The sequence below is a fragment of the Cetobacterium somerae ATCC BAA-474 genome (assembly GCF_000479045.1).
Classification (GTDB): Bacteria; Fusobacteriota; Fusobacteriia; order Fusobacteriales; family Fusobacteriaceae; genus Cetobacterium_A; species Cetobacterium_A somerae.
Window position 1 is genome coordinate 43,447 of sequence record NZ_KI518180.1, and the last position, 26,267, is coordinate 69,713.

The following is a 26,267-nucleotide window of genomic DNA, read 5'->3' on the forward strand; positions in this document are numbered from 1 at the left end:
CTCCCAAAAAAACTTATAATAATCTCTATATACCTCAATTTTTGTCAATAAACAAGAGTAAAAATTACAAAAAATAAAAAAACTGCCAAAACTGACAGTTAAAAGTTCATATATTAAATTTTGGTGGCGGGAGCTGGACTCGAACCAACGACCTTCGGGTTATGAGCCCGACGAGCTGCCAACTGCTCTATCCCGCGTTATCTTTACTAAATAAGTATAACACGTAACTTAGAGTGTGTCAATAAAAAAATACAAATAAATTAAATTGTTTTAAAAAATTATACTAATATAGAAAAAGAGTTATGAAGAAATACTGCTCCACAACTCTTTTAAAGCTTATTTTAAAATTATACAGTTATAAGTTTTTCTAAGAATAATCTATTTTCTTCAGCTATAAACTCCTCTTTGTTGTTCCAATTTATTTGCCAAATAGGAATAGCAAAAGGTGGATATGTTTTACAAACATCGATAGCTTCTTGAGAAATTGGGAAACTATGACGTAAGAAGTAGTCACTAGTATCTCTATTTAATATATCTGAAGTGAACATAGCAAGTTTAGAAGCAGCATCTTCATTTGAAGTTGTAGGATTTGCTTGCATATACTCATTCATTTTTATTATAAACTCTTTATCATTATAGAAATATCTCATTTTAAACCAGAAAGCAAGCTTTCCCCAATAGTCAGCATCATATATTGAGATTTCTTCATTTGTGATGATGTTGTCATTAGACCATCCACCGCCATGGATATACTCTAATATTCCAGATTCAGCAAACCAGTTATTGAAAACTTCACCGAATAATCCCATTAAATAACCATTGTTATCAAGCTCATGTCCAACTTCGTGTCCAACAACCCAGTGATGTGCATATCTTTCTTTAGTTAAATGATTAAATGCTAAAGGGCCTCCACTATAAGCTGTATATCCATTTCCAGTACCAACACCAGCGTGAGGATTATTTGTACTTAATCCTGTCCACATTAATCTTTTGTAAGGGATAGGCTCATCAAACGCTTTATTAGCTCCAACTAAATTATATAAAAAGTCGATATATTCATCTCTAGTTCTTAGAACGTCTAAAAAGTTTTCAGGTTTAATATTACTTTTTAACCAATCGATGTCAAAAGCAGCTATTGTATTAACTCCTTCGATATAAGCTAAATTGCAACTGTGATATTCAGGCATAATACTCTCTATTTTAGATTTTTGATAAAACTCTTTAAAAGAATCATATCCATAACGATAAGTTAATCCGTTATCTAATTCACTTAAAGTATACATTCTAATTTCAGATTCTCTAGAACCTTGTAAAAATAGTTGTCCCTGTTGGTCACCAGGATTTATAATATTTATTCCTTGTTTAAAATTAAAGTTACAGTTAGGATTTGGTTTTCCTAAGAAGCTAGTTAAAGTTCCTGTAATAGTTCTGTTAAAGACAAATATATAATCTTGGTTTGGTTTTAAATAGTGAGGAGTCATATAAAGATTTCCAGTACTATTTGCATTTATTCGATTAAAGTAAAAACTATTAGTTTTTTCTAAAGCTTTAATTGAAAGAACATCAAAAGGATTAGAGCTATTATTATTTATAAAAACTTTTGCTAGTTCTAAAGCTACAATTAACTCTTTGTCTTCAGTTACATATTTTTCAATCTCTTCAATATCTTTAATTCCGATTCCAGGTTTTACTTTTGTAAAATCATCATTAAATATATCTTTTATTCTAGCATGAATAGGATTGTAAATTTTGAAATTTACTTCATAAAGAGATACTGAGTTACTACTTGATTCTAAAGTTCTTATCATAACCTCTTTAGCTAAAACAGGTGGAATTTTTAAAATTTTTACTTCATCATTAGCAGAGTTACCTATTGAGAAGGTAGTAGCAAATCTCCATTGGTCACTGCTAGTTTCTTTATAATAAATTTCACCACTTTTTATATTACCGTTTATAGATTTACAAACATATCTAAATTGATCCACAACTTTAGGCGTTTCAAAAATAAATTCAACATCTCCTATACTGCTTCCATAAAAATTAGTTTCTAAATCTCCATCAAGAGCATTTTCAATAGGTTTATGTGAACCACATCTAGATATACCTTTTATTGTATTTTGTGGAATTTCAGTAAATAAGTCGTTTATTACGTAATAATCACTTTGAGTACATGGAATAATTTCGATATAGTGAGGTTTCCATTTTTCAATCTCTTCTAGAAAAACTCTAACTTTGAAGTCTTGGGTGTATATAGAAGAGAAATTTATATCAATTTCATTCTCTTTTAGTGTATAGTTTATAGTTTTTAAAACTCTATTATTTCCTAAGCTATCCACATAAAGTATTTCAACTCCATATAAAGTGTTAATATTATTTTTTAATTTAAGTTTAAGATGATTAATAACTCTTAAATCATTGTTAGAATAATCGATATCTTTATAAAAAACCCTTTCTCTGAATAAATCTTTAGCCAATTGAATTTTATCTATATACTCTTGAGTTACGAGAACTCTTTCCTCTAATTTTAGTATTTTTTCAAATGTTACATCATCCTTTAGAGATGTAAAAGTTTTATCAACAAAAAGCTCATTTAAATCGTCTTCTAAAAAGTTATGGATATAAGTAGAAAGTTCATCTTTTCTTATTCTACGATTTGCAGTTTTAATAAAAAGCTCTGAAATAAACATAGGTTCAATTCTAGAATTAAACTGATTATTTTCATTGTAAAGATATCTTTCTTTTGTCAATGGGTTTTCACAATAAATTGAGAATCTATCTTCAAAAGTTGTTAAAAATTTCGAAATTAATTTTTTTTCAGAGAATTTAATCATATTATAGATTACGTTATCTACTGCATAATAATCAATTATTACATTGTCATTATTATATTTTGTATCTTCATCAGTATTGAAAGAGTAGTTTTCAATATTTTCTATAATTGCTTCAACACCATAAATTTCGTAAGTTCCATAGATTAAAAGTTCAAAGTTATCTGTGTATATTTCTGTAAAATTAACAACTTTTTGATTGTTTTCTAAATGAGTAATCTCAATATTTTTTAGCTTAAATGCTTTTTCTTGCTTATCGAAATATCTAATATCCGCTCTTAAAATATTTTCTAAAGCAACAAATTGTAATCCTGTAACTACAGAGTATTCTTTTAGATTTTCAGCTTTAAATACGTTAGGTTCAATGCTTTCTAAATAAAGGTTTTCAATCTCTTTATAAATAGAGTTATATTCAGCAGTATTAGCCAAAAGTGTTCTTAAATATCTTAAATATTCTAAGTCAACCTTATCAACTAAAGATGTTTTAGTTTCATCTGTAAAACATTCCATTAAAGTATCGTAAAGACGATTATATCGGAAAAATTCAGTTTCATATATTAAAACATGATCATCATTTCCTTTCGTAACTCTAACACAAAGTTCTTTAGCTAAGATTGGTTTAAAGTGAACGTTTCTCCAGTTGCCAGAAATCCCATCCATTAAACATTGAGCAACTTCCATCCACTCATCTTCTGAGCTTTCTTTATAAAGTAAAGTGTAGTTTTGAATTCTTCCTAAAGAGTTAGGTCTTGTTAAAACATGAACTCTATCAATAACTTTTTCTTGGCTAAAAGAAAAATATACATCTCCATAACCTATAGATGTAAATGGATTGCTATGAAACTGAGTTGCTTCATCTCCGTCAACAGCTCTTTGAGCTACAAGATGTGCATAATGACCGCAACCAGATGTAGCTGTAATTGTAGATTTATCTATTCTAGTATCCTCATCGATTTCAGAGTAATAATCCTCTCTAAAAGGAGCACCAGTAATAGTAAGATTTTCTTGGTTTGCTCCATATATTTTAAAAGTTATATCTTTTGCAAAAAATGGTTTAAATGTAACTTTATTTTCATCAATAGATAGAGGAACTTTTGTAAAAATATTTCCATAGTTATCAGTATATTCAACTTCAATATAACCATGAGCTAGGTTTTCGCTTAGAGAAAACTCTTTCCACATTTCAAACTTATCATTTCTGTATATCATAGTTTTTCCATCCTCTTTTCCAGTTAGTAGTTTTTTAGCTAAATTTAACTTTAAAATATACTCTTCAGTAGTATGTACTTTAGAGCTAATAGCTTTTATTGTGTTATAGGTAATACCTTCATTTAATGCTGTAAAGGTATTATCTGTGAAAAGAGAGTCTATTTCATAAGAGATGTAGTTAAAGATGAATATATTTGTATTCTCTAAAAAGTTTACTGTTAGAGGATTACTACTTCTTATAAATAGTTTTTTCATCATAATAGGTAAAAATTTATAAGTTCCACTACTGCTATCAGCTTCAACAGTTATTTTTACAAAATCTTGGTTATCACCAGATGAATAAAATAATTCGAACTCTCCATTAGGAATAAACTCTATCCTATCTACAATTCTTGATTCTTGAAGTTTAAAATAAAACTCTTTATTTTGGTTTTCAGAACTAATCTCTACTTCATTTAATTTTATTCTTGTATCAACATCTTCATTTTTATAATACTTTCTTCCGTTTACAATAACAGGAGTAACATTTATAATAGAGGCTTCGTCATCTTCTATTAAAACTTTAACCTCTCTTGTTAACACAGGATCAAGTTCCCATTTTTGAATATTTCCTTCTTCACTAATTTCTCTAGCATGTAGATTTATAGTATTATTTAAAAAATCTTTAAATTGAATATTTAAAGATGAAGGAAAAATATTGTTTTGGCTCTCTAAAATTAAATTAGTAACCACTGAGTAATCGTTGAGTTTTAAAGTGAAAGTTTTTGAACTAGGTGCATTACCATTTCTAATAAAAATCAATTCTGGAACGAACTCTTTTAAATCCATATCTATCTTGTCGCCTCCTGCTGTATTCTATTTAAGTAATATTGATTGAACAACTCTCTTTCTCTTCTAAAAAATTCCTTATGATTTTCAAAAGTTATATTATCTATATCTAAAAATAGATTAGGATATTTATTGCAAAGATTAATAGTGTCTTGTGAAAGAGTATATCCTTTTTGTATGAAAAGAGAAGCTACATTTCTACAAATTAACTCACTTAACCAAAGAGCTAATTTATCTAAAGGATTTTCATTTTCAGAAAATTCATATGTGTAGTATTTTCTAAAAAGTCTAGTTATAAATCTATCAGAATTTGAATATAGCATGATTTTTATAAATATATCTTTTTTATCTTCTCCTGTTAGAGCCAAAACTTTATTGTATTTAAATTCAAAAGTTTTATAAAATCCAAGTTTTAAAAGGTCACCTAACTCTTTAGAGAAAAATTCATTAGAAACCATTTCTTCAGCAGTTAATCTACAAATTAAAGGTGTTGCAAAATTGTGAATTCCATTTTTGAAAAATAAACTTGCATCTCCACCAAAGTTTAAAATACTTCCAATATCTGTATTTTTTATTCCAACTCTTTCTTCAGAATCTCCCTGCCATAATAATCTTTTGATTATATTTTTATCAAAATATAAAGGTGTATCTAAGATTGCATATAAGTAGTCATAGTAAGCATCAATAGTGATAATTGCATCTAAAAAACGATGTTCATCGAAACTGTTTTTAATCCAATTAGTATCAATATTAGCAATAAAGTTTTTACCCTCTATAAACATATTTTTTCTACCATTTTGTAAGTTTAAAAATTGTGTGAATTTACTTTCTCCCATTTTAAATACACTTGATTCATTAAATCCATACCCTCTAATATATATATTTTCATTAAGGTCACCTATTAGAAAAAGTTCTCCAGATTTAGGGATAAAAACTTTATTTATTCCTCTTGCTAATTTTATAGTTTTATTGTAATGAAAATCTTTTCTATCTTCAAAACAAACTATTTCACAATCAGAGTTAGATATGAATATTACATTTTTACTATTTTTAACAAACATTCCTAAAGAGTTAAGTTTGCTTGTTTTAACAATTTTTAAAGTATTACAAAACTCACCAGTAGTGATTGCGTTGTTTTTAGAGATTGCCACTTCATTATATTTAATTGTAGTCATTTTAGAGAAAAATAGGTATTTAACTATTTCACTAACACTGTATAACTCTGGAAAATCTTTTATATCATTTTGAACTTCATCAATTATTGCTAAAGTTAAAAAATCTGAAAGTATAAAATCACCATTGATTTCATCGAAAAATGTGAGCATATTAAGCTCTTGCATTAAACTACTATAAAAACTTATTTCATTCATAGTAATAAATCTTCCGTTACTTCCATGAACTCGAATACAAATTTCATTGGCAAAAACTGGAGAAAATTCAGCTATTCTTAAACCTTCGCTTGTTTCCCAATTAGATGATCTAAATACAGAGATCCAGTCTGCTGTAGATATATTATTTTTATATAGAATTTCAAAACTTTGAATGAGTCCCCATCCTCTAAGATTACTTGTATAAAAATCTATTTTTTCAAGTACTCTGTGTTGAGGTAGTTTAAAATAGATATCACCGTAAGAACTAGTAGGATAACTTCCATTAGAAGCATAAACAGTTTCTAAATTGCCGTCAAGAACTAAAGAAACTTCATTATTACCAAAATGAGATAAATTTGCTGATGCTGTAATTGAATCGTTAGGTATTTTATTATTCACAGTTCACTCCTTTTGTATTTTCTTAAACTATTATGAAATAATTTTACATTCAATGTATTGTTAAGTCAATAGTAAAAATTTTATTTTAAATAAAGTTTTTTACCTATATAAAATTAATGTGATATAATCTTAAAAAATCAGAACTTATAATAAAAAGGGGGAAATTTAATGAACAACAAAATTAATATTGCAAATTTACCTACAAAGATTGAAAAATTAGAAAAAATTTCAGCAGAGTTGGGAGTTAATATTTTTTTCAAAAGAGATGACCAAACAGGAAGTGAAGTATCTGGAAATAAAGTTAGAAAGTTGGAGTATTCAATTAAAGAGGCTATAGACCAGGGATGTGATACATTAATTACTTGTGGTGGAATACAATCAAATCATGCTAGATCAACTGCAGCAGCAGCCATAAAAGCAGGGCTTTCATCAGTTTTAGTTTTAAGAACTAATGAGGAACCTGAGGTAGATGGAAACTACTTTGTTGATAGACTTTTAGGAGCTGATATTAGATTTATAACATCAGATGAATATAGTAATAGTAGACAAGAGATAATGGAAAGTATAGTAAAAGAGCTAGAAAAAGATGGACGAAAAGGCTATATAATACCTGAAGGTGCATCTAATGGAGTTGGAAGTTTAGGGTATATAAATTTTGTTAAAGAGGTTTTAGAGTTTGAGGAAAAATCAGATACAAAATTTGATACTGTTGTAGTAGCTGTAGGCTCTGGTGGGACATATGCTGGAATTCATATGGGAAATGATATATATTTAGATGGGAAAAGAAGAGTTGTAGGATTTAATGTTTGCGATACTGCTGAATTTTTCAAAGAAAAAGTAAAAGAGATTATTGAAGAGAGTAAAGAATATTTAAATAAAAAAGATTTAGAAAAAGTGAACTCTGAGAATATGGATATAATTGATGGTTATGTAGGAGATGGGTATGCTTTAAGTACTCAAGAGGAATTAAATTTTATATGGGATTTAGCAAAAAAAGAGGGAGTAATTTTAGACCCTGTGTACACTGGGAAAGCTATGTTTGGACTTCATAAAGAAATAAAAAAAGGAAGTTTCAAAAACTCTAAAAATATTTTATTTGTTCATACTGGAGGTTTATTTGGATTGTTTCCTAAAAAAAATCAATTTGAATTTAAAAGCTAAAAATATTTTGATATAAAAACTATGTAGGTTGCAACTTTATAGAAGTTGCAATTTTTTTATCCTTGAAAAAAATAGACATTTGTGATTTAATTGTAAACAAATGAAGTAAAATAAAAACAAAAGAGGTATAACTATGGAAAAAGTTAGAATGATTCAGGAGTATGTACCAGGAAAGCAAGTGACACTAGCACATCTAATAGCTCATCCAAATATAGATATCTATAAAAAAATGGGGCTAAATGTTGAAAATAAAAATGCTATAGGGATATTGACAATAACTCCAGGAGAAGCAGCAATAATAGCAGCAGATATAGCAACAAAATCAGGAGCAATAGAGATAGGATTTTTAGACAGATTTAGTGGAACTTTAGTTATAACAGGAGATGTTTCAAGTATAGAAAGTTCTTTAGAAGCAATTATGGAATACTTAAAAACATCTTTAAATTTTTCGATTACAAATATTTCGAGGTCTTAAGATATGAAAATAATGTTAGTAGGAAAAACTGGAAGTGGAAAAACAACATTAACTCAAATTTTAAATAATCAAAAAGTTGAGTACAAAAAAACACAGATGGTAGATTATATTGGAAAGATAATTGATACACCAGGAGAGTATTTAGAAAATAAAGTATACTATAAAGCTTTAAATGTTGTTTCTATAGATGCAGATATCATAATATTAATTCAATCAGCAACAGATGAGGAAAATCTATATCCACCAAATTTTGCAAGTATGTTTCTAGGAAAAAAAGTCTTGGGGGCAATAACTAAAATTGATTTAGAGGAAAATTGTAAAGATGCCGAAAAGATACTAGAGAATGCAGGAGTTGAAAAGATCTTTCCTATGGACTTGAAAAGTTTAAAGGGAGTGGAGTGCTTAAAAACTTTTTTGAGGTGAGTTAATGAGAAAAACCGTTGTTGTAGCAGAGGATGATTCATTGATAAGAATGGATCTTGTGGAGATGTTAAAAGAAAATGAATACGATGTTTTAGGGGAAGCTAAGGATGGACTAGAAGCTGTTGAACTAGCGCTTAGATATACTCCAGATATTTTACTTTTAGATTTGAAGATGCCTTTTCTTTTAGGAACAAATGTGGCAAAAATTTTAAAAGAAAAGGAGTATAAAAATTGCATAATTATGCTAACAGCTTATAGCGTGGAAAACTATATAAAAGAGGCTACTGAATATGATGTGTCAGGGTATTTAATAAAACCATTAGATGAAAAGATTCTTTTGTCACAGATGGATTTGTTGTATAAAAATTATAGTGAAAAAATAAAACTAAAAAATGCTTTAGAGTTAAGTGAAAGAAAACTAAAAGAGAGAAAGATGTTAGAGAAAGCCAAAGGTATTTTAATGTGTAAATACTCTTTAACTGAGGATGAAGCATATACAAAAATTAGAAAAATAAGCATGGAAAAGAGAATATCAATCTGTCAGCTATCTGAAATTATAAATACTACTGGAGAGCTGTTATGATAAAAACTTATTGTAAAATGTGTGCTACTCTAACAACGCAAGATATAGATAAAATACAAAAATTAGAGGAAACAGCTATAATTTTAAGTAACGTTTTAGGTGTGGACACATTTATAGACTGTCCTACAAAAGATGGAGAGAAAGCTTTAGTAGTACATCATTCAAAACCTGAAACAGGAAGTATGTATTCTAAAAATATAGCTGGAGAGGTAGCTCTTTATAAAAATGAACCAGCTGTTTTAAGAACTTTACAAACTGGAATGCCATCTAAAAATTATAAAGCTATAACTCAAGAGGGAGAAACTGTTTTACAAAATGTAATTGCTATAAAAAATGAGAGTAATGAAATCATTGGTGTTTTGATATTAGAGCATTCTGATAAAAAGAAAACTCTTTTAAAAATAGGAGATGTAGAAACTCCAGAGGAGTTAATGAGTAACTTTTTAGAAAGTAGATATACAATACCAGAGCTTATAAAAGATGGAATAGTTATATTTAATAATAATGAAACTGTAACTTATGCCAACGGAGTAGCTAAATCTATCTATGAAAAAATGGGATTTGGAAAAAATATTGTAGGTGAAACATTTCAAAATATAGTTATCAACAGCGTGGAGTTTAATAATATATTACAAAATAAAAAGATAGATGTAGTTGAGATAAGTATATTAGATATGGTTTTATCAGTTAGTTATTTCGCAACTCTAGAAAATAAAAAAAGGCAAAATGTGATTATGATAGTTAGAGATATAACCCAAGAGAAAAGTAAAGAGCAAGAGATAATTTTGAAATCTGTGGCAATCAAAGAGATACACCACAGAGTAAAAAATAATTTGCAAACAATTGCTAGTTTATTAAGGATTCAAAGTAGAAGATCTAAAAATAGAGAGGTTAAAAAAATCTTAGATGAAACTATCAGTCGGATTTTAAGTATAGCTATAACACATGAGGTTTTGTCCGAAAAAGGATTCGATAATCTTAATATCAGAGAAATAGTTGACTTAATATACAAAAATTATTCAACAAAAACTATTGACAAAAAAGAAAAAATAGAGTTTACTATTATTGGAGATAACTTTAATATCTCATCTGAGAAAGCTACAGCGATTGCTTTAGTTATAAATGAAATTATCCAAAATATAGTAGATTATGCTTTTCCAGACGATGTAGCTGGAAAGGTAAAAATATTTATTCAGAAAGATCACTTCTTTTCAAGAATTACAATTTCTGACAATGGGGTCGGAATTCCTCAAGAAAAGATATCATCTTCTGGTTTGGGACTAATGATAGTGGAAAAAATAATAAAAGAGCAGTTAAAAGGTAGTTTTGAGATTAATAGTGAAGTAGGAAAAGGTACAACAGTTAAGTTTGAAATAAAAAATGAATATTAAATATACAAGGTTGTATATTTTAAAATAGCAAAGAAGCTAAAGAATATAGTGGGTAACTATATTTCTTTAGCTTTTTTTGTTCTAATTAGGAGGTAAATTTAGTGAAGGAAGAGATTATAAGTGTGGGAATTGATATTGGAACATCTACAACTCAGTTAGTTTTTTCGAAAATAACTTTAGAAAATCTATCTTCTGGAGCAAGAGTTCCTCAAATAAAAATTGTGGACAAAGAGATTTTTTATAGAAGTAAAATCTATACAACACCACTTGTAAATTCTTACGAAATTGATATAGAAGCTTTAAAAAAAATATTAAAAGATGAGTATGAAGCTTCTAAAGTTCCTAGAGATAAGATAAGTACAGGAGCTGTGATAATAACTGGAGAAACAGCTAGAAAAAGTAATGCTAGAGAGGTACTAAAAGCTTTAAGTGGAATGGCTGGAGATTTTGTCGTAGCAACAGCTGGACCAGATTTAGAAAGTATAATATCTGGAAAAGGCTCAGGGGCTATGAAGTTTTCAGAAGAGAATAATACAAGTATCTATAATTTAGATATAGGGGGTGGAACAACAAATATCTCTTTATTTGATAAGGGGGAGGTTGAAGACACAACTTGTTTAGATATAGGTGGTAGATTAATAAAGTTTGAAAAAAATAGTTTAAAGATAGCATATATTTTTAAAAAATATGAAAAGCTTATTGAAAGATTGAATTTAAGGAGTTTAAAAGTTGGAGAGATTGCTAGTGAAAGAGATTTAGAAATTTTATGTGATAAAATAGCTGAAATTCTTTTAGAAGCAGTAAGAAATACTCAATTTAAAAGTGAAGATTACAGATTACTAATAACAGATAAAGACTATAGAACTCTATTGAAAGGTGAGTTTATTAGTTTCTCAGGAGGTGTAGCTGATTTTATCTACACTGAACCTGAAAAGAAAGATTACTATACCTATGATGATATCGGTCCACTTTTAGGAGTTTGTATAAAAAGAAAATTTGAAAAAGAAAAAATAAATACAGTGAGATTAGGAGAAACTATAAGAGCTACAGTTGTAGGAGCAGGTTCTCATACAACTGAGATAAGTGGAAGTACAATAAGTTATGCTAAAGAGGTTCTTCCAATAAAAAATCTTCCTATATTGAAAATAAATGATGCAGATAAAAATTTTGATTATAAAGATTTAGTAAAAGTTTTAGAAAAAAAATTAGAGTGGTTTAAAGCAGATGATGGATATCAAGATGTAGCTATTGGATTAAGTGGTAGAAAAGGACTTAAATATAAAGATATACAAGAGATGTCTAAAAATATTTACGAGGTGATGAAAAGATTTAAAAGACTAGTAATTATAGTAGAGGAAGACATAGGAAAAGTTTTAGGACAGTGCTTAATATTAGAATCTGAAAATAGGATTCCAATAGTTTGTATAGACAGTATAAAAGTTAATGATGGTGACTTTGTAGATATTGGACTTCCTCTTGGAAGTGGAAGCGTATTACCAGTAATTGTAAAGACATTAGTTTTAAGTTATTAAATAAAAAAATAGATTGGGGTGAGTTTGATGAGATTACACACAAGACTTTTTGGCCAAGACTATGTATTTGAAAATTTATATGATGTTATGGCTAAAGCAAATGAAGAAAAATCAGGTGATGAGTTAGCTGGAATAGCAGCAAGAAGTACAAAGGAAAGAGTGGCAGCAAAAGAGGTATTATCTAATATAAAACTTAAAGAGTTTAAAGAGAATCCTGCAGTTCCTTATGATCAAGATGAGGTTACAAGAATTATAATAGACGCTTTAAACTTAAAGGTATATGAAGAGATAAAAGAATGGACTGTTGGTGAATTAAGAGAGTGGTTATTAGCTACTGAAAATGGAGATAGAGAGATTCAGTGGATAAGAAGAGGATTAACTTCAGAGATGATATCAGCAGTTACAAAGTTAATGTCAAATTTAGATTTGATTAGAGCGGCGAGTAAAATTCAAGTAAAAAAACATTGTAACACAACAATTGGAGGAAAAGGGATTCTAGCAGCTAGACTGCAACCTAATCATACAACAGATGATCCAGATGGAATAATGATTTCACTACTAGAAGGATTAAGCTATGGAGTTGGAGATGCTTTAATAGGATTAAATCCAGTTGATGATACTGTAGATAGTGTTGTTAGAGTTTTACAAAGATTTGATGAGATAAAGAAAAAATTTAATATACCAACACAAATATGTGTACTAGCTCACGTAACTACTCAAATGGAAGCTATAAGAAAAGGAGCTCCTACAGATTTAATATTCCAAAGTATAGCTGGATCACAAAAATCAAATGAAGCTTTTGGAATAACTGGAGATATGATAGAGGAAGCAAGACAATTAGCTTTAACTCATGGAACAGCAGCTGGACCAAATGTAATGTATTTCGAAACAGGACAAGGTTCTGAACTTTCTTCAGATGGACATAATGGTGTGGATCAATTAACAATGGAAGCAAGATGTTATGGATTTGCTAAAAAGTATGATCCATTTATAGTTAATACCGTAGTTGGATTTATAGGTCCAGAGTATCTTTACGATAGTAAACAAGTTACAAGAGCTGGATTAGAAGACCACTTTATGGGAAAACTTCATGGATTATCTATGGGAGTTGACGTTTGTTATACAAACCATATGAAGGCAGACCAAAACGATATTGAAAACTTAGCTGTTTTATTAACAGCAGCTGGATGTAACTATTTTATGGGAGTTCCAGCTGGAGATGATATTATGTTAAACTACCAAACTACAGGATATCATGATATTCAAACTTTAAGAGAAACATTAAATGTTAAACCTATAAAAGAGTTTGAGGAGTGGCTAGAAAAAGTAGGTATCAGAGATGAGGATGGAAATTTAACTAATCTTGCAGGAGATGCATCACTATTTTTATAGGAGGAGAGAATAATGATTTCTGAAAAAGAGTTGAAAGATATAATATCACAAGTTTTAAAAGAGATGGATGGAGAGGGAAAGGCTTTAGAAAAAGTAAAAGAGAGAGTTGAAAAAACACTTTCTAATTTGGAAGAGGTAGAGGACATAACTAAAATTGATTTAAGAGAAGTTATAGACGTAGTGAATCCAAAAAATAGAGAGGAGTTATTAAAGTATAAAAGAAAAACACCAGCAAGAGTTGGAATTGGAAGAGCTGGAACAAGATATACAACATCAACAATGTTAAGATTTAGAGCTGATCACGCTTCAGCACAAGATGCTGTATTTACTGATGTTTCAGATGAAATATTAGCTAAAAATAATCTATTTACAGTTCAAACAAGATGTAACTCTAAAGATGAATATATAACAAGACCAGATTTAGGAAGAAGATTATCAGATGAAGCTGTGAAAGTTTTAAAAGAGAGATGTAAACAAAATCCAACAGTTCAAGTTTATGTTTCAGATGGTCTTAGTTCAACAGCAGTAGAAGCAAACGTTGAAAATATACTTCCAGCACTATTAAATGGATTAAAAGCTTATGGAATAGATACAGGAACACCATTTTTCTTGAAATATGGAAGAGTTGCTGCTTCAGATGACGTAGCTGAAACACTTGGTGCAACAGTAACTTGTGTATTAATTGGAGAGAGACCAGGACTAGCAACTGCAGAAAGTATGAGTGCATATATAACATATAAAGGATATGTAGGAATACCAGAAGCTAAGAGAACAGTTGTATCAAATATACATGAAAAAGGAACTCCAGCAGTGGAAGCAGGAGCACATGTGGCACATATAATTAAGAAAATATTAGACGCTAAAGCAAGCGGACAAGATTTAAAATTATAAGGAGGAAAAAATGACAAACGATCCTATAAAACCAAGTGTTTTAGCAGTTAAGCTAATACCAAATGTAGATGATAAAATGGCGGAAGAGTTCAAACTTCCAAAAGGGTATAAGAGTATTGGAATAGTTACAGCAGATTGTGATGATGTAACATATACAGCATTAGATTATGCAACAAAAATGTCAGAAGTTGAAGTAGTTTATGGTAGATCATTTTATGGTGGAGCAGCAAATGCAAATACAAAATTAGCTGGAGAAGTTATTGGAATAATAGCTGGACCTACACCTGCTGAAGTAAAAAGTGGATTAAATGCAATAGTAGACTTTATAGAAAATGAAGCATGTTTCTATAGTGCTAATGATGATGATACAATTGCATATTATGCTCACTGTGTTTCAAGAACAGGAACTTATTTGTCAAAAACTGCAGGAGTACCAGAGGGAGAAGCTTTAGCATATTTAATAGCACCACCTTTAGAAGCTATGTATGCACTTGATGTAGCATTAAAAGCAGCAGATGTAAGATTAGCAGCTTTCTTTGGACCACCATCAGAAACTAACTTTGGAGGAGGACTTTTAACAGGTAGTCAATCAGCATGTAAAGCAGCATGTGATGCTTTTGCTGATGCTGTGAAATATGTTGCTCAAAATCCATTAAAGTTCTAAAAGGAGTTGTTTAAATTATGAAAGCGTTAGGAATGATTGAAACAAGAGGAATGGTTGGAGCGATAGAGGCTGTAGATGTGGCGTGTAAGACGGCAGATGTAGAGGTACTAAATAGACATCTTGTAAAAGGTGGAATAGTGACAGTTGAAATAGTTGGTGACGTTGGAGCTGTAAAAGTTGCAGTAGAAGCGGCAGCTGAAGCAGTTAAAAGATTAGGAGTTTATATGGGAAGTCATGTAATTCCAAGACCAACTGAAGAAGTATACAATATGTTAGAAAAAAAAGAGGTTCCAACAGAAAAGGTAGTAGAGGAAGAGATAATTGTAGAGCTTCCAGAAGAAAATGAAGTGATAGTAGAAGAAATAGTAGATGAAGTAGAAACAAAATCAGTAGTAAATAGAAGAGATAAAACTAAAAAATAGATAAGGAGAGGATATTTATGGCAACTTTAAATGCATTAGGAATGGTAGAAACAAGAGGATTAGTAGCAGCGATAGAGGCAGCAGACGCAATGGTGAAAGCAGCAAACGTAACTTTAATAGGAAAAGAGATTGTTGGAGGAGGACTTGTGAGTGTTTTAGTTAGAGGAGACGTTGGAGCTGTAAAAGCAGCAACAGATGCTGGAGCAGCAGCTGCAGATAGAATTGGAGAGTTAATCTCTGTTCACGTAATTCCAAGACCACACTCAGATGTAGAGGCAATCTTACCAAAAGAAGCAAAGTAGTAAAATATATTAGGGAGTGACGTGCTAGTCACTCCCTAAAAAAAATGAAAGGAGAAGAGATGAAAGCGTTAGGTATAGTTGAATTCAATAGTATTCCAAAGGGAATTGAGGAATTAGATAAAATTATAAAATTTAATGAATTAAAAATATATAAGGCTGGAGTAACTTGTCCTGGAAAATATTATTTTATAGTTTATGGAGATAACTCTTCAGTTAAAGATGGATTAAAAGATTTAACAGGGGAACGTTGTAAACAAGTTATCTCTGGAGTAAGTGAAAAGCTTTTAGAAGCATTAAATAGAAAAAGAGAAGATAAAAAATTTAAAGCAATAGGTGTAGTTGAATTTTTGAATATAGCTGATGGTGTTAAAGTTTTAGATCATGTGATTAAAAGTGTTGATGTAGATATAGTTAAATTAGTTTTAGGATGGACACTAGCAGGAAAATGTTATTTTGTTGTAGGAGGAGAAACGAGTTCTATAGATGAGGCAATAGTTTTAGTTACAGGATCATCTTATAAATATATGGATATTAGTAAAATAAATAACCCAGTTGAAAACATACTTGATTATATTTAAGTTTTAATAGGGAGGCAAAATGGATAGAGATTTGATGTCAAGACAAGAGGTAAGAGATTTAATAAGAAAATCAAAGGAAGCTCAGAAAATATATGCTACATTTTCTCAAGAGAAAATAGATAGTATTATATGTTCTATGGTAGAGGGAATAAAAGGGTACAGTGAAAAATTAGCTAAGATGGCTGTTGAAGAAACTGGTTTTGGAAATTGGCAAGATAAAGTTCTAAAAAATAAGTTCGCTTCAGAATATGTATATGAGTATATAAAAAATATGAAAACTATTGGTGAGTTAAAAAATGAAAATGGAGTTTTAGAAATTGGTGTTCCTTTAGGTGTTATAGCTGGATTAATTCCATCGACAAATCCAACATCTACAACAATTTATAAAACATTAATATCATTAAAAGCTGGAAATGGAATAATTGTAAGTCCTCATCCAAATGCTAAAAATTGTATAATTGAAACAGCTAATCTATTGATAGAGATTGCAGAAAAAGCTGGAGCACCTGAAGGATTAATAAGTGTAGTAAAAACAGTAACTATGGATGCAACAGAGGAATTAATGAAACATGAGGATACAGCACTGATTTTAGCTACTGGTGGAGAAGCTATGGTAAAAGCTGCTTATAGTTCAGGGAATCCAGCAATAGGAGTTGGACCAGGAAATGGACCAGCATTTATAGAGAAAAGTGCAAATATAAAATTAGCTGTGAAAAGAATTATAGATAGTAAAACTTTTGATAATGGTGTTATATGTGCTTCTGAGCAATCTATAATTGTAGAAAAAGTGATAAGAGAACAAGTGAAAGAGGAGTTATTAGCTCAAGGTGGATATTTCTTAAATCCAGAAGAATCTAAAAAACTTGCTAATTTCATTTTAAGAAGTAATGGAACTATGAATCCACAAATTGTAGGTAAAAATGCTTTAAGATTAGCACAGATGGCAGGAATAAATGTTCCATGTGACACTAAAGTTTTAATTTCAGAAGAGTGTGAAGTTTCAAAAAGAAATCCATACTCTAGAGAGAAATTAGCTCCAATTTTAGCATTTTATGTTGAAAATAGTTGGGAAGAAGCGTGTGAAAGATCTATTGAGATATTAAATGTAGAAGGAAAAGGACATACTATGGTTATTCACTCTGAGAATGAGATGGTTATAAGAGAGTTTGCTCTAAAAAAACCAGTTTCAAGACTTTTAGTTAATACACCAGGTGCTTTAGGTGGAATTGGTGGAACAACTAATCTTGCTCCAGCACTAACTCTAGGATGTGGTGCAGTTGGAGGAAGTTCAACTTCTGATAATATAACACCATTAAATCTTATAAATATAAGAAGAGTGGCTTGGGGAGTCAGAGAGCTAGAGGATATAAAAAGAGAAAAGAAAAGCTGTGAAACATCACAAGATAAATTAGAAGAGATGGTAAAGAAAATAGTAGCAGATATATTAAATAGATAGGAGAGGTACTTATGGTTCTAACAGAGGAAAAATTAAGATCTCTTTATAAAAAAGATGAAAATATGAAAGAGATTTCTTTAGAAAAAGGAACAATTTTAACTCCTTCAGCAAGACAATTTTTAATAGATAAAGATATAAAAGTAGTTGATAAAATAGTTGGAAAAACCGAAGAGGCTAGAGAGTTTAAAGAGATAAGAAATGAAGAATCAAAACCTAAGTACAAAGGAATATTAGGAGAGCTTTACGTTGAAAAACCAGAGTATATGACTCAAATATATGGAAATGTTTTAGTAAAAAAAGATGATAAAAGGATAATTTTTAGAGGTGTAATAGATTCTTTTCAAAGTCGTTGGCTAGTTTTAATGAAAGATTTAGAAGAGATTAAAAATGTTAAACTCCAAAAAGATTTAGAAAGTATTGAAAAATTTATAAAAAACATTTTAGTTTCAGAGGTTATAGGAGAGGCATTAGTTGATATAAAGGTTTTAGAAAAAAGTTTAGATGAGATTAGAGATATCTCTCATAATCCTAAAAAATATTTTAATAGAGAGCATCTCTTTGGAATATGTTCAAAGGATAGTTATCCAGTTATAAAATTAAATGAGATGAGAGCACTATCTAGAGAGTTAGAGATTAAAGGTGTAGAAGCTTTTGTTAAAGAGAATGGAACAATCGAAAGAAGAGACATCCTATTAGCACTAAATAGATTAAGTAGTGCTATCTATATAATGATGTTAAGAGGGGTGACAGGAGAGTATGGAAATCGATGAGATTGTAAAATTAGTAAAGGATGCTGTAGAAAAAGAGTTGAATCAAAAAGAGTATAAAAATATGAAAAGAATTCCAATAGAAGCTTCAGGTAGGCATATTCACCTTTCAGAGGAGGATGCAGAGGTTTTATTTGGAGAGAGATATCAATTTAATAAAGTGAAAGATCTATCTCAACCTGGACAATATGCTTGTAAGGAAAGAGTTAGACTAGTTGGTCCAAAAGGAGTAATTGAAGGAGTAATAGTTTTAGGACCATTTAGGGGAAGTACTCAAATTGAACTTTCATTAACAGATGCTAGAACTTTAGGTGTAACTCCTATTTTAAGAGAATCAGGAAGTACAAAGGATACTCCAGGAATTTTAATAACAAATGGTGATAGATACTTAAAGTTAAAAGAGGGAGTAATAGTAGCTAAAAATCATATTCATATGACAGAAGAAGACTCAAGAAGGTTAAACTTAAAAGATAAGGATAAGGTAAAAGTAAAAATTTGTGGTAGTTTAAGACCAATGATTTTTGAAGATGTTGTTGTGAGAGTGAATAATAGATTTTCTCTAAATATGCATATAGACTATGATGAAGCCAATGCTTGTTTTTTAACTAAAGACTCTTATGGAGAGATTTATGAATGAAAATGATTTATTAGATATTATAAGAAAAGAGATAGAGAAGTATATAAGAGAAAAAAATAGTTCACAAGGACAAAACATAAAAGAAAAAATAACTCTTTTAGGAGAGGATTTAGTACTTAAAGAGGAGTTAGAAAAAAGATTTGAGATTTCAGATGAAAGCGATAAAATAGTAGTTTTTTCATTGGAAATTGATGAGTTATTTTCCATTTCAAACGCAACATATATAAATCCAAAAACAGAGTTGATAATAAAATCTCTATTAAAAAATAAATATATATATTTAATAGAGGAGGGAATATCTTGGCGAAGTTACAGTTGTGAAGTTAAAAAAATAGCCGATAAGTATTTAAGTTATGAAAAAGAACTGAAAGATATGGGGATAAAAATTATTAAAAAAATGGAAGTTCTTGATTATTTGGATAATACTAAAAGGAAAAAATATTTTGATAAAAAAGTGATGACTTTAAAGGATGTTAAAGAGATTGAAAGAGAAGCAGCAGATGAAATAGTTATTTCAGATAAAATCTTTATAACAGACTCAGCCAAAGAATATTTAAAAAATTCAGCTTTAGAAATAAAAAAAGGGTGATTTTATGGTTATAGGAAAGATTATTGGAAATGTTTGGGCAACAAGAAAAGATGAGTCTTTAAATGGTTTGAAATTTATGATAGCTCAACTTGAAAACGGAGAAAAAATAGTTGTATGTGATTATATTGGGGCTGGAACAGGAGATATGGTTCTTATAACAAAAGGAAGTGGAGCAAGAAAAGTTTTAGAAAATGAAAGTATACCAATTGATGCAGTAACAATTGGTATTATAGATGGATTTGAGGAAGGTGAATAGATGAAAAAGAAACTTATTACCTTGGAAAATGTAGAGGAGTTTATAGTTGGAGATGAATTAAATATGTCAAAAGATATGATTCTTCTTCCTAAAGTAAATGATTATTTAAAAAACAAAGGGGTAAAAATTAGATATGTATCTGATAGTTGCAAAAGTTTAGAAGAAAGAATTAAATTGATTTTGACTAAAGACTTTAATATATCAGATGAAAGAGTAATCGGTGAAGTCTTAAAAAAAGTTAAAGGGGGTATAAATAATGGGTATTAATGAGATTATCATTTATATAATGGTTTTATTTATGGTAATTGGAGCAATTGATAAGTGTTTAGGAAATAAATTTGGTTATGGTGAGAAGTTTGAAGAGGGAATTATGGCAATGGGTGCTCTAGCTCTAGCAATGGTTGGAGTAATATCACTTGCTCCAGTATTAGCCAAGATACTTCGTCCAATAATTTCTCCAGCTTATACAATGCTTGGGGCAGACCCAGCAATGTTTGCTACGACATTATTGGCAAATGATATGGGTGGATATCCACTAGCAATGGAGCTAGCACTTTCACCTGAAGCTGGAAAATTTGCAGGGCTAATACTAGGGGCAATGATGGGACCAACTCTTGTTTTCACAATTCCAGTAGCACTTGGAATAATTGAAAAAGAGGATAGACCATACTTAGCAAAGGGTATATTAGCAGGTATGATTACAATTCCAATTGGTTGTTTAGCAGGTGGATTAACAGCAGGATTCTCATTAGAGTTAGTACTTTCAAATATACTTCCAATAATAATCTTCTCAGCATTAATATCTTTAGGTCTTTGGAAAATGCCTGAAAAGATGACTAGTGGATTCACAATTTTTGGAAAAGGAGTAGTCATCGTTATAACAATTGGATTAGCTGCATCAATAATTGAAACATTAACAGGAATTGTTGTTATCCCAGGAATGGCTCCAATAACAGATGGTATTGAAATTGTAGGAAGCATTGCAATTACATTAGCTGGTGCATTCCCATTAGTATTATTCTTAACTAAAGTTTTAAATAAACCACTTACAAAACTTGGAGAATCATTGGGAATGAATGAAAAAGCAGCAGCAGGATTAGTAGCAACACTTGCTAACAATATCCCAATGTTTGGATTAATGAAAGAGATGGATAAAAAAGGTAAAGTAATAAACGTAGCATTTGCTGTAAGTGCGGCTTTCGTATTTGGAGATCACTTAGGATTTACTGCAGGAGTAGATTCGCAAATGATATTCCCAATGGTTGTTGGAAAGTTAGTTGGTGGAGTAACAGCAGTTATTTTAGCAAAATTTATGTTCAGAAATATAGAGGGTGAAGCAAAATGATAAATATAGATGAGTTAGAACTAGAAAAAATAATTAGAAAAGTTATAGAGAAAGAGTTAAGAGGAGAAAAAAGTATAAAGTATGTAGATCCATCTGGTGTAGCTGTTGTAAAAGCTGAAAAGATAGAAAAAGTTAAGTTTGATACAGGAAATCCTCAAGATCAAGTTTATGTAACAGATTTATTCTCTTTAGAAGAAAGCCCTAGAATTGGTGCGGGTATGATGGAGATGACAAAAAGTACTTTCGATTGGACATTAAATTATGATGAGATTGATTATGTAATAGAGGGTAAATTAGAAATTGTAATAGATGGAAGAACAATTACAGGTGAAAAAGGAGATGTCCTTTTAATTCCAAAGGGATCAAGTATAAAGTTTAAAGCTACAGAATATGCTAAGTTTATCTATGTTGTCTATCCAGCTAACTGGATGGAACAGAAGTAGGTGGGGTTATGAGAGAATATTTCATAAAACCAAAAATAAAATCAGGTGAAGATTCTTTAGACTGTTTAAAAACATTAAAATATTCAAGTTACCTTATAGTAACAGATAAAGCTATGGTAGATTTAAAAATAGTGGATAAAATTTTAGAAAAATTACCTAAAGACTCAAAAGTAAAAATATTTAAAGATGTAACTCCTAATCCAACAGTAGAAATAGTTGAAAGAGGATTAAAAGAGATTGTTTATTTTTCTCCTCAGTGTGTAATTGGTTTAGGTGGTGGTTCGCCAATAGATGCTTGTAAAGGTATTTTATATTTTAATTTGAAAATAGAAGACGAACTGAAAATAAAAAGAGAGAAGCCATACTTTATTGCAATACCAACAACAAGTGGAACAGGATCGGAAGTGACATCATATAGTGTTATAACTAAAGGGGATAAAAAAATTGCACTGGCTAATGAGGAGATGTTACCAGATTTAGCAATATTAAATCCAGAGTTTATGAAAACACTTCCATCTAAAATAATTGCAGATACAGGTATGGACGTTTTAACTCATGCACTAGAGGCTTATGTTTCTACAATAGCAACACCATTTACAGACTCATCAGCTAAAGAAGCCATAAAAATTATTAAAGAGAATTTAGTAAATCACTTTAACAATCCACAGTTACTGCTTCCAAGAGAAAATGTGCAGTATGCTTCTTGTATGGCTGGGATAGCTTTTAATAATTCATCTTTAGGTATTAACCATAGTGTAGCACACTCTATTGGAGCAAAGTTTCATATATCTCATGGAAGAGCTAACGCTATAATAATGCCATATATAATTGAAGTTAATACAAAAGCTTGGAAGAAATATAGTGAACTTGCAAAGCTTTTAGATTTTAATCCAACTGATGACGAAAATGGAAAAAATCTATTTAATGGATTTGTAAAAAAACTAAAGGAAAATTTAGGAATAGAAAAATCTTTGAAAGATTTAGGTATAAACTTTGAAGAGTTTAAAATTAAAATTCCAGAGATATTAGAAGATATAAAAGGAGATATATGCACAGAGTATAATCCCAATAGATTAACTGATGAGGATTATATAAAACTTTTATTGAAAATTTATTTTGGAGAATAATACAGAAATGGCGTGGATATTCACGCCATTTTATATTAATTACTTGCCCCTTTAAAACTACTTTTTTTCATCTCTTTTAAAAACTCTTGAAGTTCATTTTTCTCATCATCTGTTACAGAAGAGATATCTTTATTCAAAAGTTCGATAAATCTATTTTTTGACATATAATCACTCCCCATAAATTATTTAAAATTAACAACCCACTTTTCAATTCTCTCATCTGTTAAATTACTTTGATTTGATTCATCAATAACTAAACCAATAAACTTACCATTTTCAATAGCTGTCGACTCATCAAAAGAGTATCCATCAGTTGAAGTTGATCCAACAATAGTTGCGTTAGCTTCAGTTGCAGCAACATATAAATCCCTCATTCCATTAACAAAACTAGAAGAGAAAGCTTCTTGATCTCCAACTCCAACAATTCCAATTTTTTTTCCAGTTAAATTTAAGCTTTTTAATTTTTCCAAAGGTCCAATCCAATCATCTTGTATATCTCCTATTCCCCAAGTAGATGTTGCTAATATAGCAGTATCAAATTCTGAAATCTTCTCGATATCACCTGCGTGAAATACTTTTGCATCTAATAAACTTCCTAATTTTTCAGCAACTTGTTCAGTAACTCCAGTAGTACTTCCATAAAATACACCAATATTCATAAATAAACCTCCTTAATTATTGTTGATATGATTATATAATAAAATATTTTGAAAATCAAGATATTTTTAAATAAAAAAAAGAAGAGTTTAAAAAAACTCTTCTAAAAATTATTTTATAGATAGTTAATGATTCTATAAAGCCAATTTGCTAGGGGATCCTTAATTTCAACCATTTCACAATAAAGTTCTTTTAACATTTGTTTTTTAAGATCTTTAAATTGCTCATCATAGAATAGGTTATTAATCTCTTCAGGATCTTTTTCTAAATCATAAAGCTCACAAAGATCAGTTGCATTAAAAACAATTTTATATCTTTCATTTCTCCACATTCTTTGTTCAAAAGATACGAAGTGACCAGAAAGTTGTCCTAAAATTCCATTTCTTTTATCATATGCTTCGTTTCTTAGTAATGGAAGAAGAGATTTTCCATCGAAGAAATCAGAATAATTACCATTGATAAGATCACTACATGAAGGAGTTAAATCATGTAAATAAACCATGGCATTTTCTCTCTCTCCCTTTCTAGGAGATTTAGGATCTTTTATAATCATTGGAATTCTATAGGTAGTTTCAAACATAAACTCCCCTTTTTCAATCATCTTATGAGCTCCCATAGCATCTCCGTGATCAGCAGTAACTGTCAAAAATATATCATCATAAAGTCCTTCATTTTTTAGGAATTGGAAGAACTCTCCAAGAGCATCATCGATAAGAGTTATATATCCCCAGAATTTAGTTATAACCTCTTTCCATCTATCTTCACTAGCATCCCACATTCCCCACATTTGAGAGATACTTTTATAGTGGTTTGGTTTATTTTTTAAAGGTTCATAGAAACTTTTATCAAGGATTACATCATTAGGATTATACATAGAGTAATAAGGTTCTGGAACTACACATGGAGTGTGAGGTCCCCAGAAGTTCATCCAAATAAAAAATGGTCTTCCTTCTTTTTTAGCTTGTAAAATCTCTTTTTTAGCTTCGTCAATTACAAAGAATGGTAGAGTGGCTTCTTTAGGACAATGAAGTTTTCCACAAAGTTCTTGAACTCTAAGATGAGGGTTTTCTCCGAAATATTCATCTGTAACTTTAGGAGTTTCAAATCCTTTTTCTTCTAACCATTTTACATATCTATCCTCTTTTTTAGGTCCTTGGTCAAAAACCATGTTTTCATAAACATTGCTTCCAGGATATCCATATCCATCGAAATTATGACCAATAAATCCAAAATCTTTAGGTAAAATATTTCCTCCAACATGCCACTTTCCAATATATATTTTTTTATGGTCTTTTAAGTCTGAAATTATATTTGGATTATTTAAGCTAGGATCTTGTACCTCAGCTTTTTCAACATTTCTAATTATTTTATGATTTGTTGGCATTTGCCCTGTGAAAAGTGATGTTCTTGCTGGACAACAAACAGAGGAAGGAGTATATGCTCTATCAAAAATAACTCCCTCATCAGCTAACTTATCCATATTAGGAGTTTTAACAATATTATGTCCATAACACCCTAACATATCAGTACGAATTTGATCTAATAAAATAATTGCTATATTTTCCATTTACTACTCCTTTAAACTTATTTTTTATATTCTGTCGTATATATAAATCTATCCCCTCTTATGTATGCTAAAGTATATTCAAAAATTTTATTATTGAACCATAGTTTTTTTTCAATCTCCATACCTAAATTGCAATTTTTGATTTTCATAAGTTTTTGTAAATCATCATTTAATATACAAGGTCTAAATTTTTCAATTCCTTTTTCAAAAACTATTCCATATTTTTTTTCTAAAATATCATAAAGTTTTTTATCAGATAAATCCATTTTTTCTAATCCAGGAAGTTTTTCAGCTAAAAAATGTATTTTTTCATAAAGTATAGGTTCATTATCAGCATATCTAACCCATTCAATGATAAGAACATTTTCAGTTGTAATCTCCATTTGCTCTTGTATTTCCTCTGTTGGAGAAAAAATTCCAATAGACAAAATTTTGGAGTATGGTGTTTTACCAGATTTTTTTATATCATCAAAAAGTTTATTTAAACCTGACTTATTTTGAACGATAGGCATTGGTGTAACAAATGTTCCTTTTCCTCTAATCTTTTGTATAAGATTATCTTGCTCAAGTTTTTCGAGAGCTTTACGAATAGTGATTCTACTTACGTTGTAATTTTCACATAATTGCATCTCAGTAGGAAGTTTTTCAAACTCTTTTATTTTTCCCTTTTCGATGCTTTTTTTTAGCTCTTTATAAATTTTTTCATAATGACTGTTATTTTTCTTTATTTTACTCACCTCGAGCATTAAAATTTGTATTATTTGTTATGCTCATTTTTTATCATATAAATGATTTTTTTTCAAGAATTATTTGTCTTTTATAAACATAACAAATATAACAACTTTATAAGAAGTGTCTATTTAATATGAAGTTTAGAGTATTACATTTTTTATAAAAAAATAGTGGTTAAAATTAAGATATTGTTTGTTTTTCAAAAAGAATGTATAAATAAAGTAATAAAAAATGGGAGGTGTA

General features: G+C 29.6%; 27 protein-coding genes and 1 tRNA gene. 21 read left to right on the top strand and 7 right to left on the bottom strand.

Annotated features, from left to right (window positions below):
• Positions 1–121: 121 nt before the first annotated feature.
• The 3 genes from HMPREF0202_RS09355 to HMPREF0202_RS09365 all read right to left on the bottom strand — a co-directional run bounded on the left by HMPREF0202_RS09355 (position 122) and on the right by HMPREF0202_RS09365 (position 6,634).
• A tRNA-Met gene (locus HMPREF0202_RS09355) sits at positions 122–197 on the bottom strand.
• A 150-nt stretch (positions 198–347) separates the two neighbouring features.
• Complete coding sequence (locus HMPREF0202_RS09360; RefSeq protein ID WP_023050565.1) at positions 348–4,865, bottom strand: discoidin domain-containing protein; 4,518 nt, start codon at positions 4,863–4,865, stop codon at positions 348–350.
• Between the two features lie 2 nt (positions 4,866–4,867).
• Positions 4,868–6,634, bottom strand: coding sequence for a hypothetical protein (locus HMPREF0202_RS09365; protein ID WP_023050566.1), 1,767 nt, complete (start codon positions 6,632–6,634; stop codon positions 4,868–4,870).
• Positions 6,635–6,802: 168 nt separating this feature from the next.
• On the opposite strand from HMPREF0202_RS09365, the gene HMPREF0202_RS09370 reads away from it, so the two are divergent.
• The 21 genes from HMPREF0202_RS09370 (at position 6,803) to HMPREF0202_RS09470 (ending at position 23,068) form a co-directional block, all read left to right on the top strand.
• Positions 6,803–7,795: a D-cysteine desulfhydrase family protein gene (locus HMPREF0202_RS09370; protein WP_023050567.1), complete on the top strand. Its 993-nt coding sequence runs from the start codon at positions 6,803–6,805 to the stop codon at positions 7,793–7,795.
• Between the two features lie 133 nt (positions 7,796–7,928).
• A complete protein-coding gene (eutS, locus tag HMPREF0202_RS09375) occupies positions 7,929–8,270 on the top strand; it encodes an ethanolamine utilization microcompartment protein EutS (RefSeq protein ID WP_023050568.1) in 342 nt (113 codons plus the stop codon).
• Between the two features lie 3 nt (positions 8,271–8,273).
• Complete coding sequence (locus tag HMPREF0202_RS09380) at positions 8,274–8,693, top strand: EutP/PduV family microcompartment system protein (protein WP_023050569.1); 420 nt, start codon at positions 8,274–8,276, stop codon at positions 8,691–8,693.
• Between the two features lie 4 nt (positions 8,694–8,697).
• Positions 8,698–9,276, top strand: a complete 579-nt coding sequence (locus tag HMPREF0202_RS09385; RefSeq protein ID WP_023050570.1) for an ANTAR domain-containing response regulator — start codon at positions 8,698–8,700, stop codon at positions 9,274–9,276.
• Complete coding sequence (locus tag HMPREF0202_RS09390) at positions 9,273–10,667, top strand: sensor histidine kinase (RefSeq protein WP_023050571.1); 1,395 nt, start codon at positions 9,273–9,275, stop codon at positions 10,665–10,667. The genes HMPREF0202_RS09385 and HMPREF0202_RS09390 overlap by 4 nt, the downstream gene beginning before the upstream one ends.
• 101 nt (positions 10,668–10,768) lie before the next feature.
• Positions 10,769–12,199 (top strand): ethanolamine ammonia-lyase reactivating factor EutA, encoded by a 1,431-nt coding sequence (eutA, locus tag HMPREF0202_RS09395; RefSeq protein WP_023050572.1) that lies wholly within the window; start codon positions 10,769–10,771, stop codon positions 12,197–12,199.
• Positions 12,200–12,226: 27 nt separating this feature from the next.
• The gene (locus HMPREF0202_RS09400; protein ID WP_023050573.1) at positions 12,227–13,591 is read left to right on the top strand and encodes an ethanolamine ammonia-lyase subunit EutB; all 1,365 of its coding nucleotides are present in this window, start codon (positions 12,227–12,229) and stop codon (positions 13,589–13,591) included.
• Between the two features lie 12 nt (positions 13,592–13,603).
• Positions 13,604–14,482, top strand: coding sequence for an ethanolamine ammonia-lyase subunit EutC (gene eutC / locus HMPREF0202_RS09405; RefSeq protein ID WP_023050574.1), 879 nt, complete (start codon positions 13,604–13,606; stop codon positions 14,480–14,482).
• Positions 14,483–14,492: 10 nt separating this feature from the next.
• Positions 14,493–15,146, top strand: a complete 654-nt coding sequence (eutL, locus tag HMPREF0202_RS09410) for an ethanolamine utilization microcompartment protein EutL (RefSeq protein WP_023050575.1) — start codon at positions 14,493–14,495, stop codon at positions 15,144–15,146.
• Positions 15,147–15,163: 17 nt separating this feature from the next.
• A complete protein-coding gene (locus tag HMPREF0202_RS09415) occupies positions 15,164–15,568 on the top strand; it encodes a BMC domain-containing protein (RefSeq protein ID WP_023050576.1) in 405 nt (134 codons plus the stop codon).
• Positions 15,569–15,585: 17 nt separating this feature from the next.
• Positions 15,586–15,870 (top strand): ethanolamine utilization microcompartment protein EutM, encoded by a 285-nt coding sequence (gene eutM, locus HMPREF0202_RS09420; RefSeq protein ID WP_023050577.1) that lies wholly within the window; start codon positions 15,586–15,588, stop codon positions 15,868–15,870.
• A gap of 59 nt (positions 15,871–15,929) precedes the next feature.
• Complete coding sequence (locus HMPREF0202_RS09425) at positions 15,930–16,448, top strand: BMC domain-containing protein (protein WP_170207986.1); 519 nt, start codon at positions 15,930–15,932, stop codon at positions 16,446–16,448.
• Between the two features lie 19 nt (positions 16,449–16,467).
• Complete coding sequence (locus tag HMPREF0202_RS09430; protein WP_023050579.1) at positions 16,468–17,904, top strand: acetaldehyde dehydrogenase (acetylating); 1,437 nt, start codon at positions 16,468–16,470, stop codon at positions 17,902–17,904.
• 11 nt (positions 17,905–17,915) lie between these two features.
• Positions 17,916–18,674 (top strand): hypothetical protein, encoded by a 759-nt coding sequence (locus tag HMPREF0202_RS09435; protein ID WP_023050580.1) that lies wholly within the window; start codon positions 17,916–17,918, stop codon positions 18,672–18,674.
• Positions 18,661–19,308, top strand: a complete 648-nt coding sequence (gene pduL / locus HMPREF0202_RS09440) for a phosphate propanoyltransferase (RefSeq protein ID WP_023050581.1) — start codon at positions 18,661–18,663, stop codon at positions 19,306–19,308. The genes HMPREF0202_RS09435 and pduL overlap by 14 nt, the downstream gene beginning before the upstream one ends.
• The gene (locus HMPREF0202_RS09445; protein WP_040407098.1) at positions 19,301–19,897 is read left to right on the top strand and encodes a hypothetical protein; all 597 of its coding nucleotides are present in this window, start codon (positions 19,301–19,303) and stop codon (positions 19,895–19,897) included. Before pduL ends, HMPREF0202_RS09445 begins: the two co-directional genes overlap by 8 nt.
• A gap of 4 nt (positions 19,898–19,901) precedes the next feature.
• Complete coding sequence (locus HMPREF0202_RS09450; protein WP_023050583.1) at positions 19,902–20,153, top strand: EutN/CcmL family microcompartment protein; 252 nt, start codon at positions 19,902–19,904, stop codon at positions 20,151–20,153.
• Positions 20,154–20,420: a hypothetical protein gene (locus HMPREF0202_RS09455; protein ID WP_023050584.1), complete on the top strand. Its 267-nt coding sequence runs from the start codon at positions 20,154–20,156 to the stop codon at positions 20,418–20,420. It abuts the gene before it with no gap.
• Positions 20,410–21,498 (top strand): ethanolamine utilization protein EutH, encoded by a 1,089-nt coding sequence (gene eutH, locus HMPREF0202_RS09460; protein ID WP_023050585.1) that lies wholly within the window; start codon positions 20,410–20,412, stop codon positions 21,496–21,498. Before HMPREF0202_RS09455 ends, eutH begins: the two co-directional genes overlap by 11 nt.
• Positions 21,495–21,941: a cupin domain-containing protein gene (locus HMPREF0202_RS09465; protein WP_023050586.1), complete on the top strand. Its 447-nt coding sequence runs from the start codon at positions 21,495–21,497 to the stop codon at positions 21,939–21,941. The genes eutH and HMPREF0202_RS09465 overlap by 4 nt, the downstream gene beginning before the upstream one ends.
• A gap of 8 nt (positions 21,942–21,949) precedes the next feature.
• Entirely contained in the window at positions 21,950–23,068 is a 1,119-nt protein-coding gene (locus HMPREF0202_RS09470) for a 1-propanol dehydrogenase PduQ (RefSeq protein ID WP_023050587.1), read from the top strand.
• A gap of 35 nt (positions 23,069–23,103) precedes the next feature.
• Here the strand turns inward: HMPREF0202_RS09470 and HMPREF0202_RS15635 are convergent, their stop codons facing one another.
• The 4 genes from HMPREF0202_RS15635 to HMPREF0202_RS09485 form a co-directional block, all read right to left on the bottom strand.
• Positions 23,104–23,232, bottom strand: a complete 129-nt coding sequence (locus HMPREF0202_RS15635; protein WP_261795768.1) for a hypothetical protein — start codon at positions 23,230–23,232, stop codon at positions 23,104–23,106.
• Positions 23,233–23,250: 18 nt separating this feature from the next.
• Positions 23,251–23,727, bottom strand: a complete 477-nt coding sequence (locus tag HMPREF0202_RS09475) for a flavodoxin (protein ID WP_023050589.1) — start codon at positions 23,725–23,727, stop codon at positions 23,251–23,253.
• A 113-nt stretch (positions 23,728–23,840) separates the two neighbouring features.
• Complete coding sequence (locus HMPREF0202_RS09480) at positions 23,841–25,292, bottom strand: sulfatase family protein (RefSeq protein ID WP_023050590.1); 1,452 nt, start codon at positions 25,290–25,292, stop codon at positions 23,841–23,843.
• A 17-nt stretch (positions 25,293–25,309) separates the two neighbouring features.
• A complete protein-coding gene (locus HMPREF0202_RS09485; RefSeq protein WP_040407100.1) occupies positions 25,310–26,029 on the bottom strand; it encodes a GntR family transcriptional regulator in 720 nt (239 codons plus the stop codon).
• Positions 26,030–26,267 lie beyond the last annotated feature (238 nt).

Bases quoted from the DNA above. Each gene is read 5' to 3' on its own strand.
- HMPREF0202_RS09360 (WP_023050565.1), bottom strand. From the start codon at position 4,865: ATGGATTTAAAAGAGTTCGTTCCAGAATTGATTTTTATTAGAAATGGT.
- HMPREF0202_RS09370 (WP_023050567.1), top strand. From the start codon at position 6,803: ATGAACAACAAAATTAATATTGCAAATTTACCTACAAAGATTGAAAAA.
- eutS (WP_023050568.1), top strand. From the start codon at position 7,929: ATGGAAAAAGTTAGAATGATTCAGGAGTATGTACCAGGAAAGCAAGTG.
- HMPREF0202_RS09380 (WP_023050569.1), top strand. From the start codon at position 8,274: ATGAAAATAATGTTAGTAGGAAAAACTGGAAGTGGAAAAACAACATTA.
- HMPREF0202_RS09385 (WP_023050570.1), top strand. From the start codon at position 8,698: ATGAGAAAAACCGTTGTTGTAGCAGAGGATGATTCATTGATAAGAATG.
- HMPREF0202_RS09390 (WP_023050571.1), top strand. From the start codon at position 9,273: ATGATAAAAACTTATTGTAAAATGTGTGCTACTCTAACAACGCAAGAT.
- HMPREF0202_RS09400 (WP_023050573.1), top strand. From the start codon at position 12,227: ATGAGATTACACACAAGACTTTTTGGCCAAGACTATGTATTTGAAAAT.
- eutC (WP_023050574.1), top strand. From the start codon at position 13,604: ATGATTTCTGAAAAAGAGTTGAAAGATATAATATCACAAGTTTTAAAA.
- eutL (WP_023050575.1), top strand. From the start codon at position 14,493: ATGACAAACGATCCTATAAAACCAAGTGTTTTAGCAGTTAAGCTAATA.
- HMPREF0202_RS09415 (WP_023050576.1), top strand. From the start codon at position 15,164: ATGAAAGCGTTAGGAATGATTGAAACAAGAGGAATGGTTGGAGCGATA.
- eutM (WP_023050577.1), top strand. From the start codon at position 15,586: ATGGCAACTTTAAATGCATTAGGAATGGTAGAAACAAGAGGATTAGTA.
- HMPREF0202_RS09425 (WP_170207986.1), top strand. From the start codon at position 15,930: ATGAAAGCGTTAGGTATAGTTGAATTCAATAGTATTCCAAAGGGAATT.
- HMPREF0202_RS09430 (WP_023050579.1), top strand. From the start codon at position 16,468: ATGGATAGAGATTTGATGTCAAGACAAGAGGTAAGAGATTTAATAAGA.
- HMPREF0202_RS09435 (WP_023050580.1), top strand. From the start codon at position 17,916: ATGGTTCTAACAGAGGAAAAATTAAGATCTCTTTATAAAAAAGATGAA.
- pduL (WP_023050581.1), top strand. From the start codon at position 18,661: ATGGAAATCGATGAGATTGTAAAATTAGTAAAGGATGCTGTAGAAAAA.
- HMPREF0202_RS09445 (WP_040407098.1), top strand. From the start codon at position 19,301: ATGAATGAAAATGATTTATTAGATATTATAAGAAAAGAGATAGAGAAG.
- HMPREF0202_RS09450 (WP_023050583.1), top strand. From the start codon at position 19,902: ATGGTTATAGGAAAGATTATTGGAAATGTTTGGGCAACAAGAAAAGAT.
- HMPREF0202_RS09455 (WP_023050584.1), top strand. From the start codon at position 20,154: ATGAAAAAGAAACTTATTACCTTGGAAAATGTAGAGGAGTTTATAGTT.
- eutH (WP_023050585.1), top strand. From the start codon at position 20,410: ATGGGTATTAATGAGATTATCATTTATATAATGGTTTTATTTATGGTA.
- HMPREF0202_RS09465 (WP_023050586.1), top strand. From the start codon at position 21,495: ATGATAAATATAGATGAGTTAGAACTAGAAAAAATAATTAGAAAAGTT.
- HMPREF0202_RS09470 (WP_023050587.1), top strand. From the start codon at position 21,950: ATGAGAGAATATTTCATAAAACCAAAAATAAAATCAGGTGAAGATTCT.
- HMPREF0202_RS15635 (WP_261795768.1), bottom strand. From the start codon at position 23,232: ATGTCAAAAAATAGATTTATCGAACTTTTGAATAAAGATATCTCTTCT.
- HMPREF0202_RS09475 (WP_023050589.1), bottom strand. From the start codon at position 23,727: ATGAATATTGGTGTATTTTATGGAAGTACTACTGGAGTTACTGAACAA.
- HMPREF0202_RS09480 (WP_023050590.1), bottom strand. From the start codon at position 25,292: ATGGAAAATATAGCAATTATTTTATTAGATCAAATTCGTACTGATATG.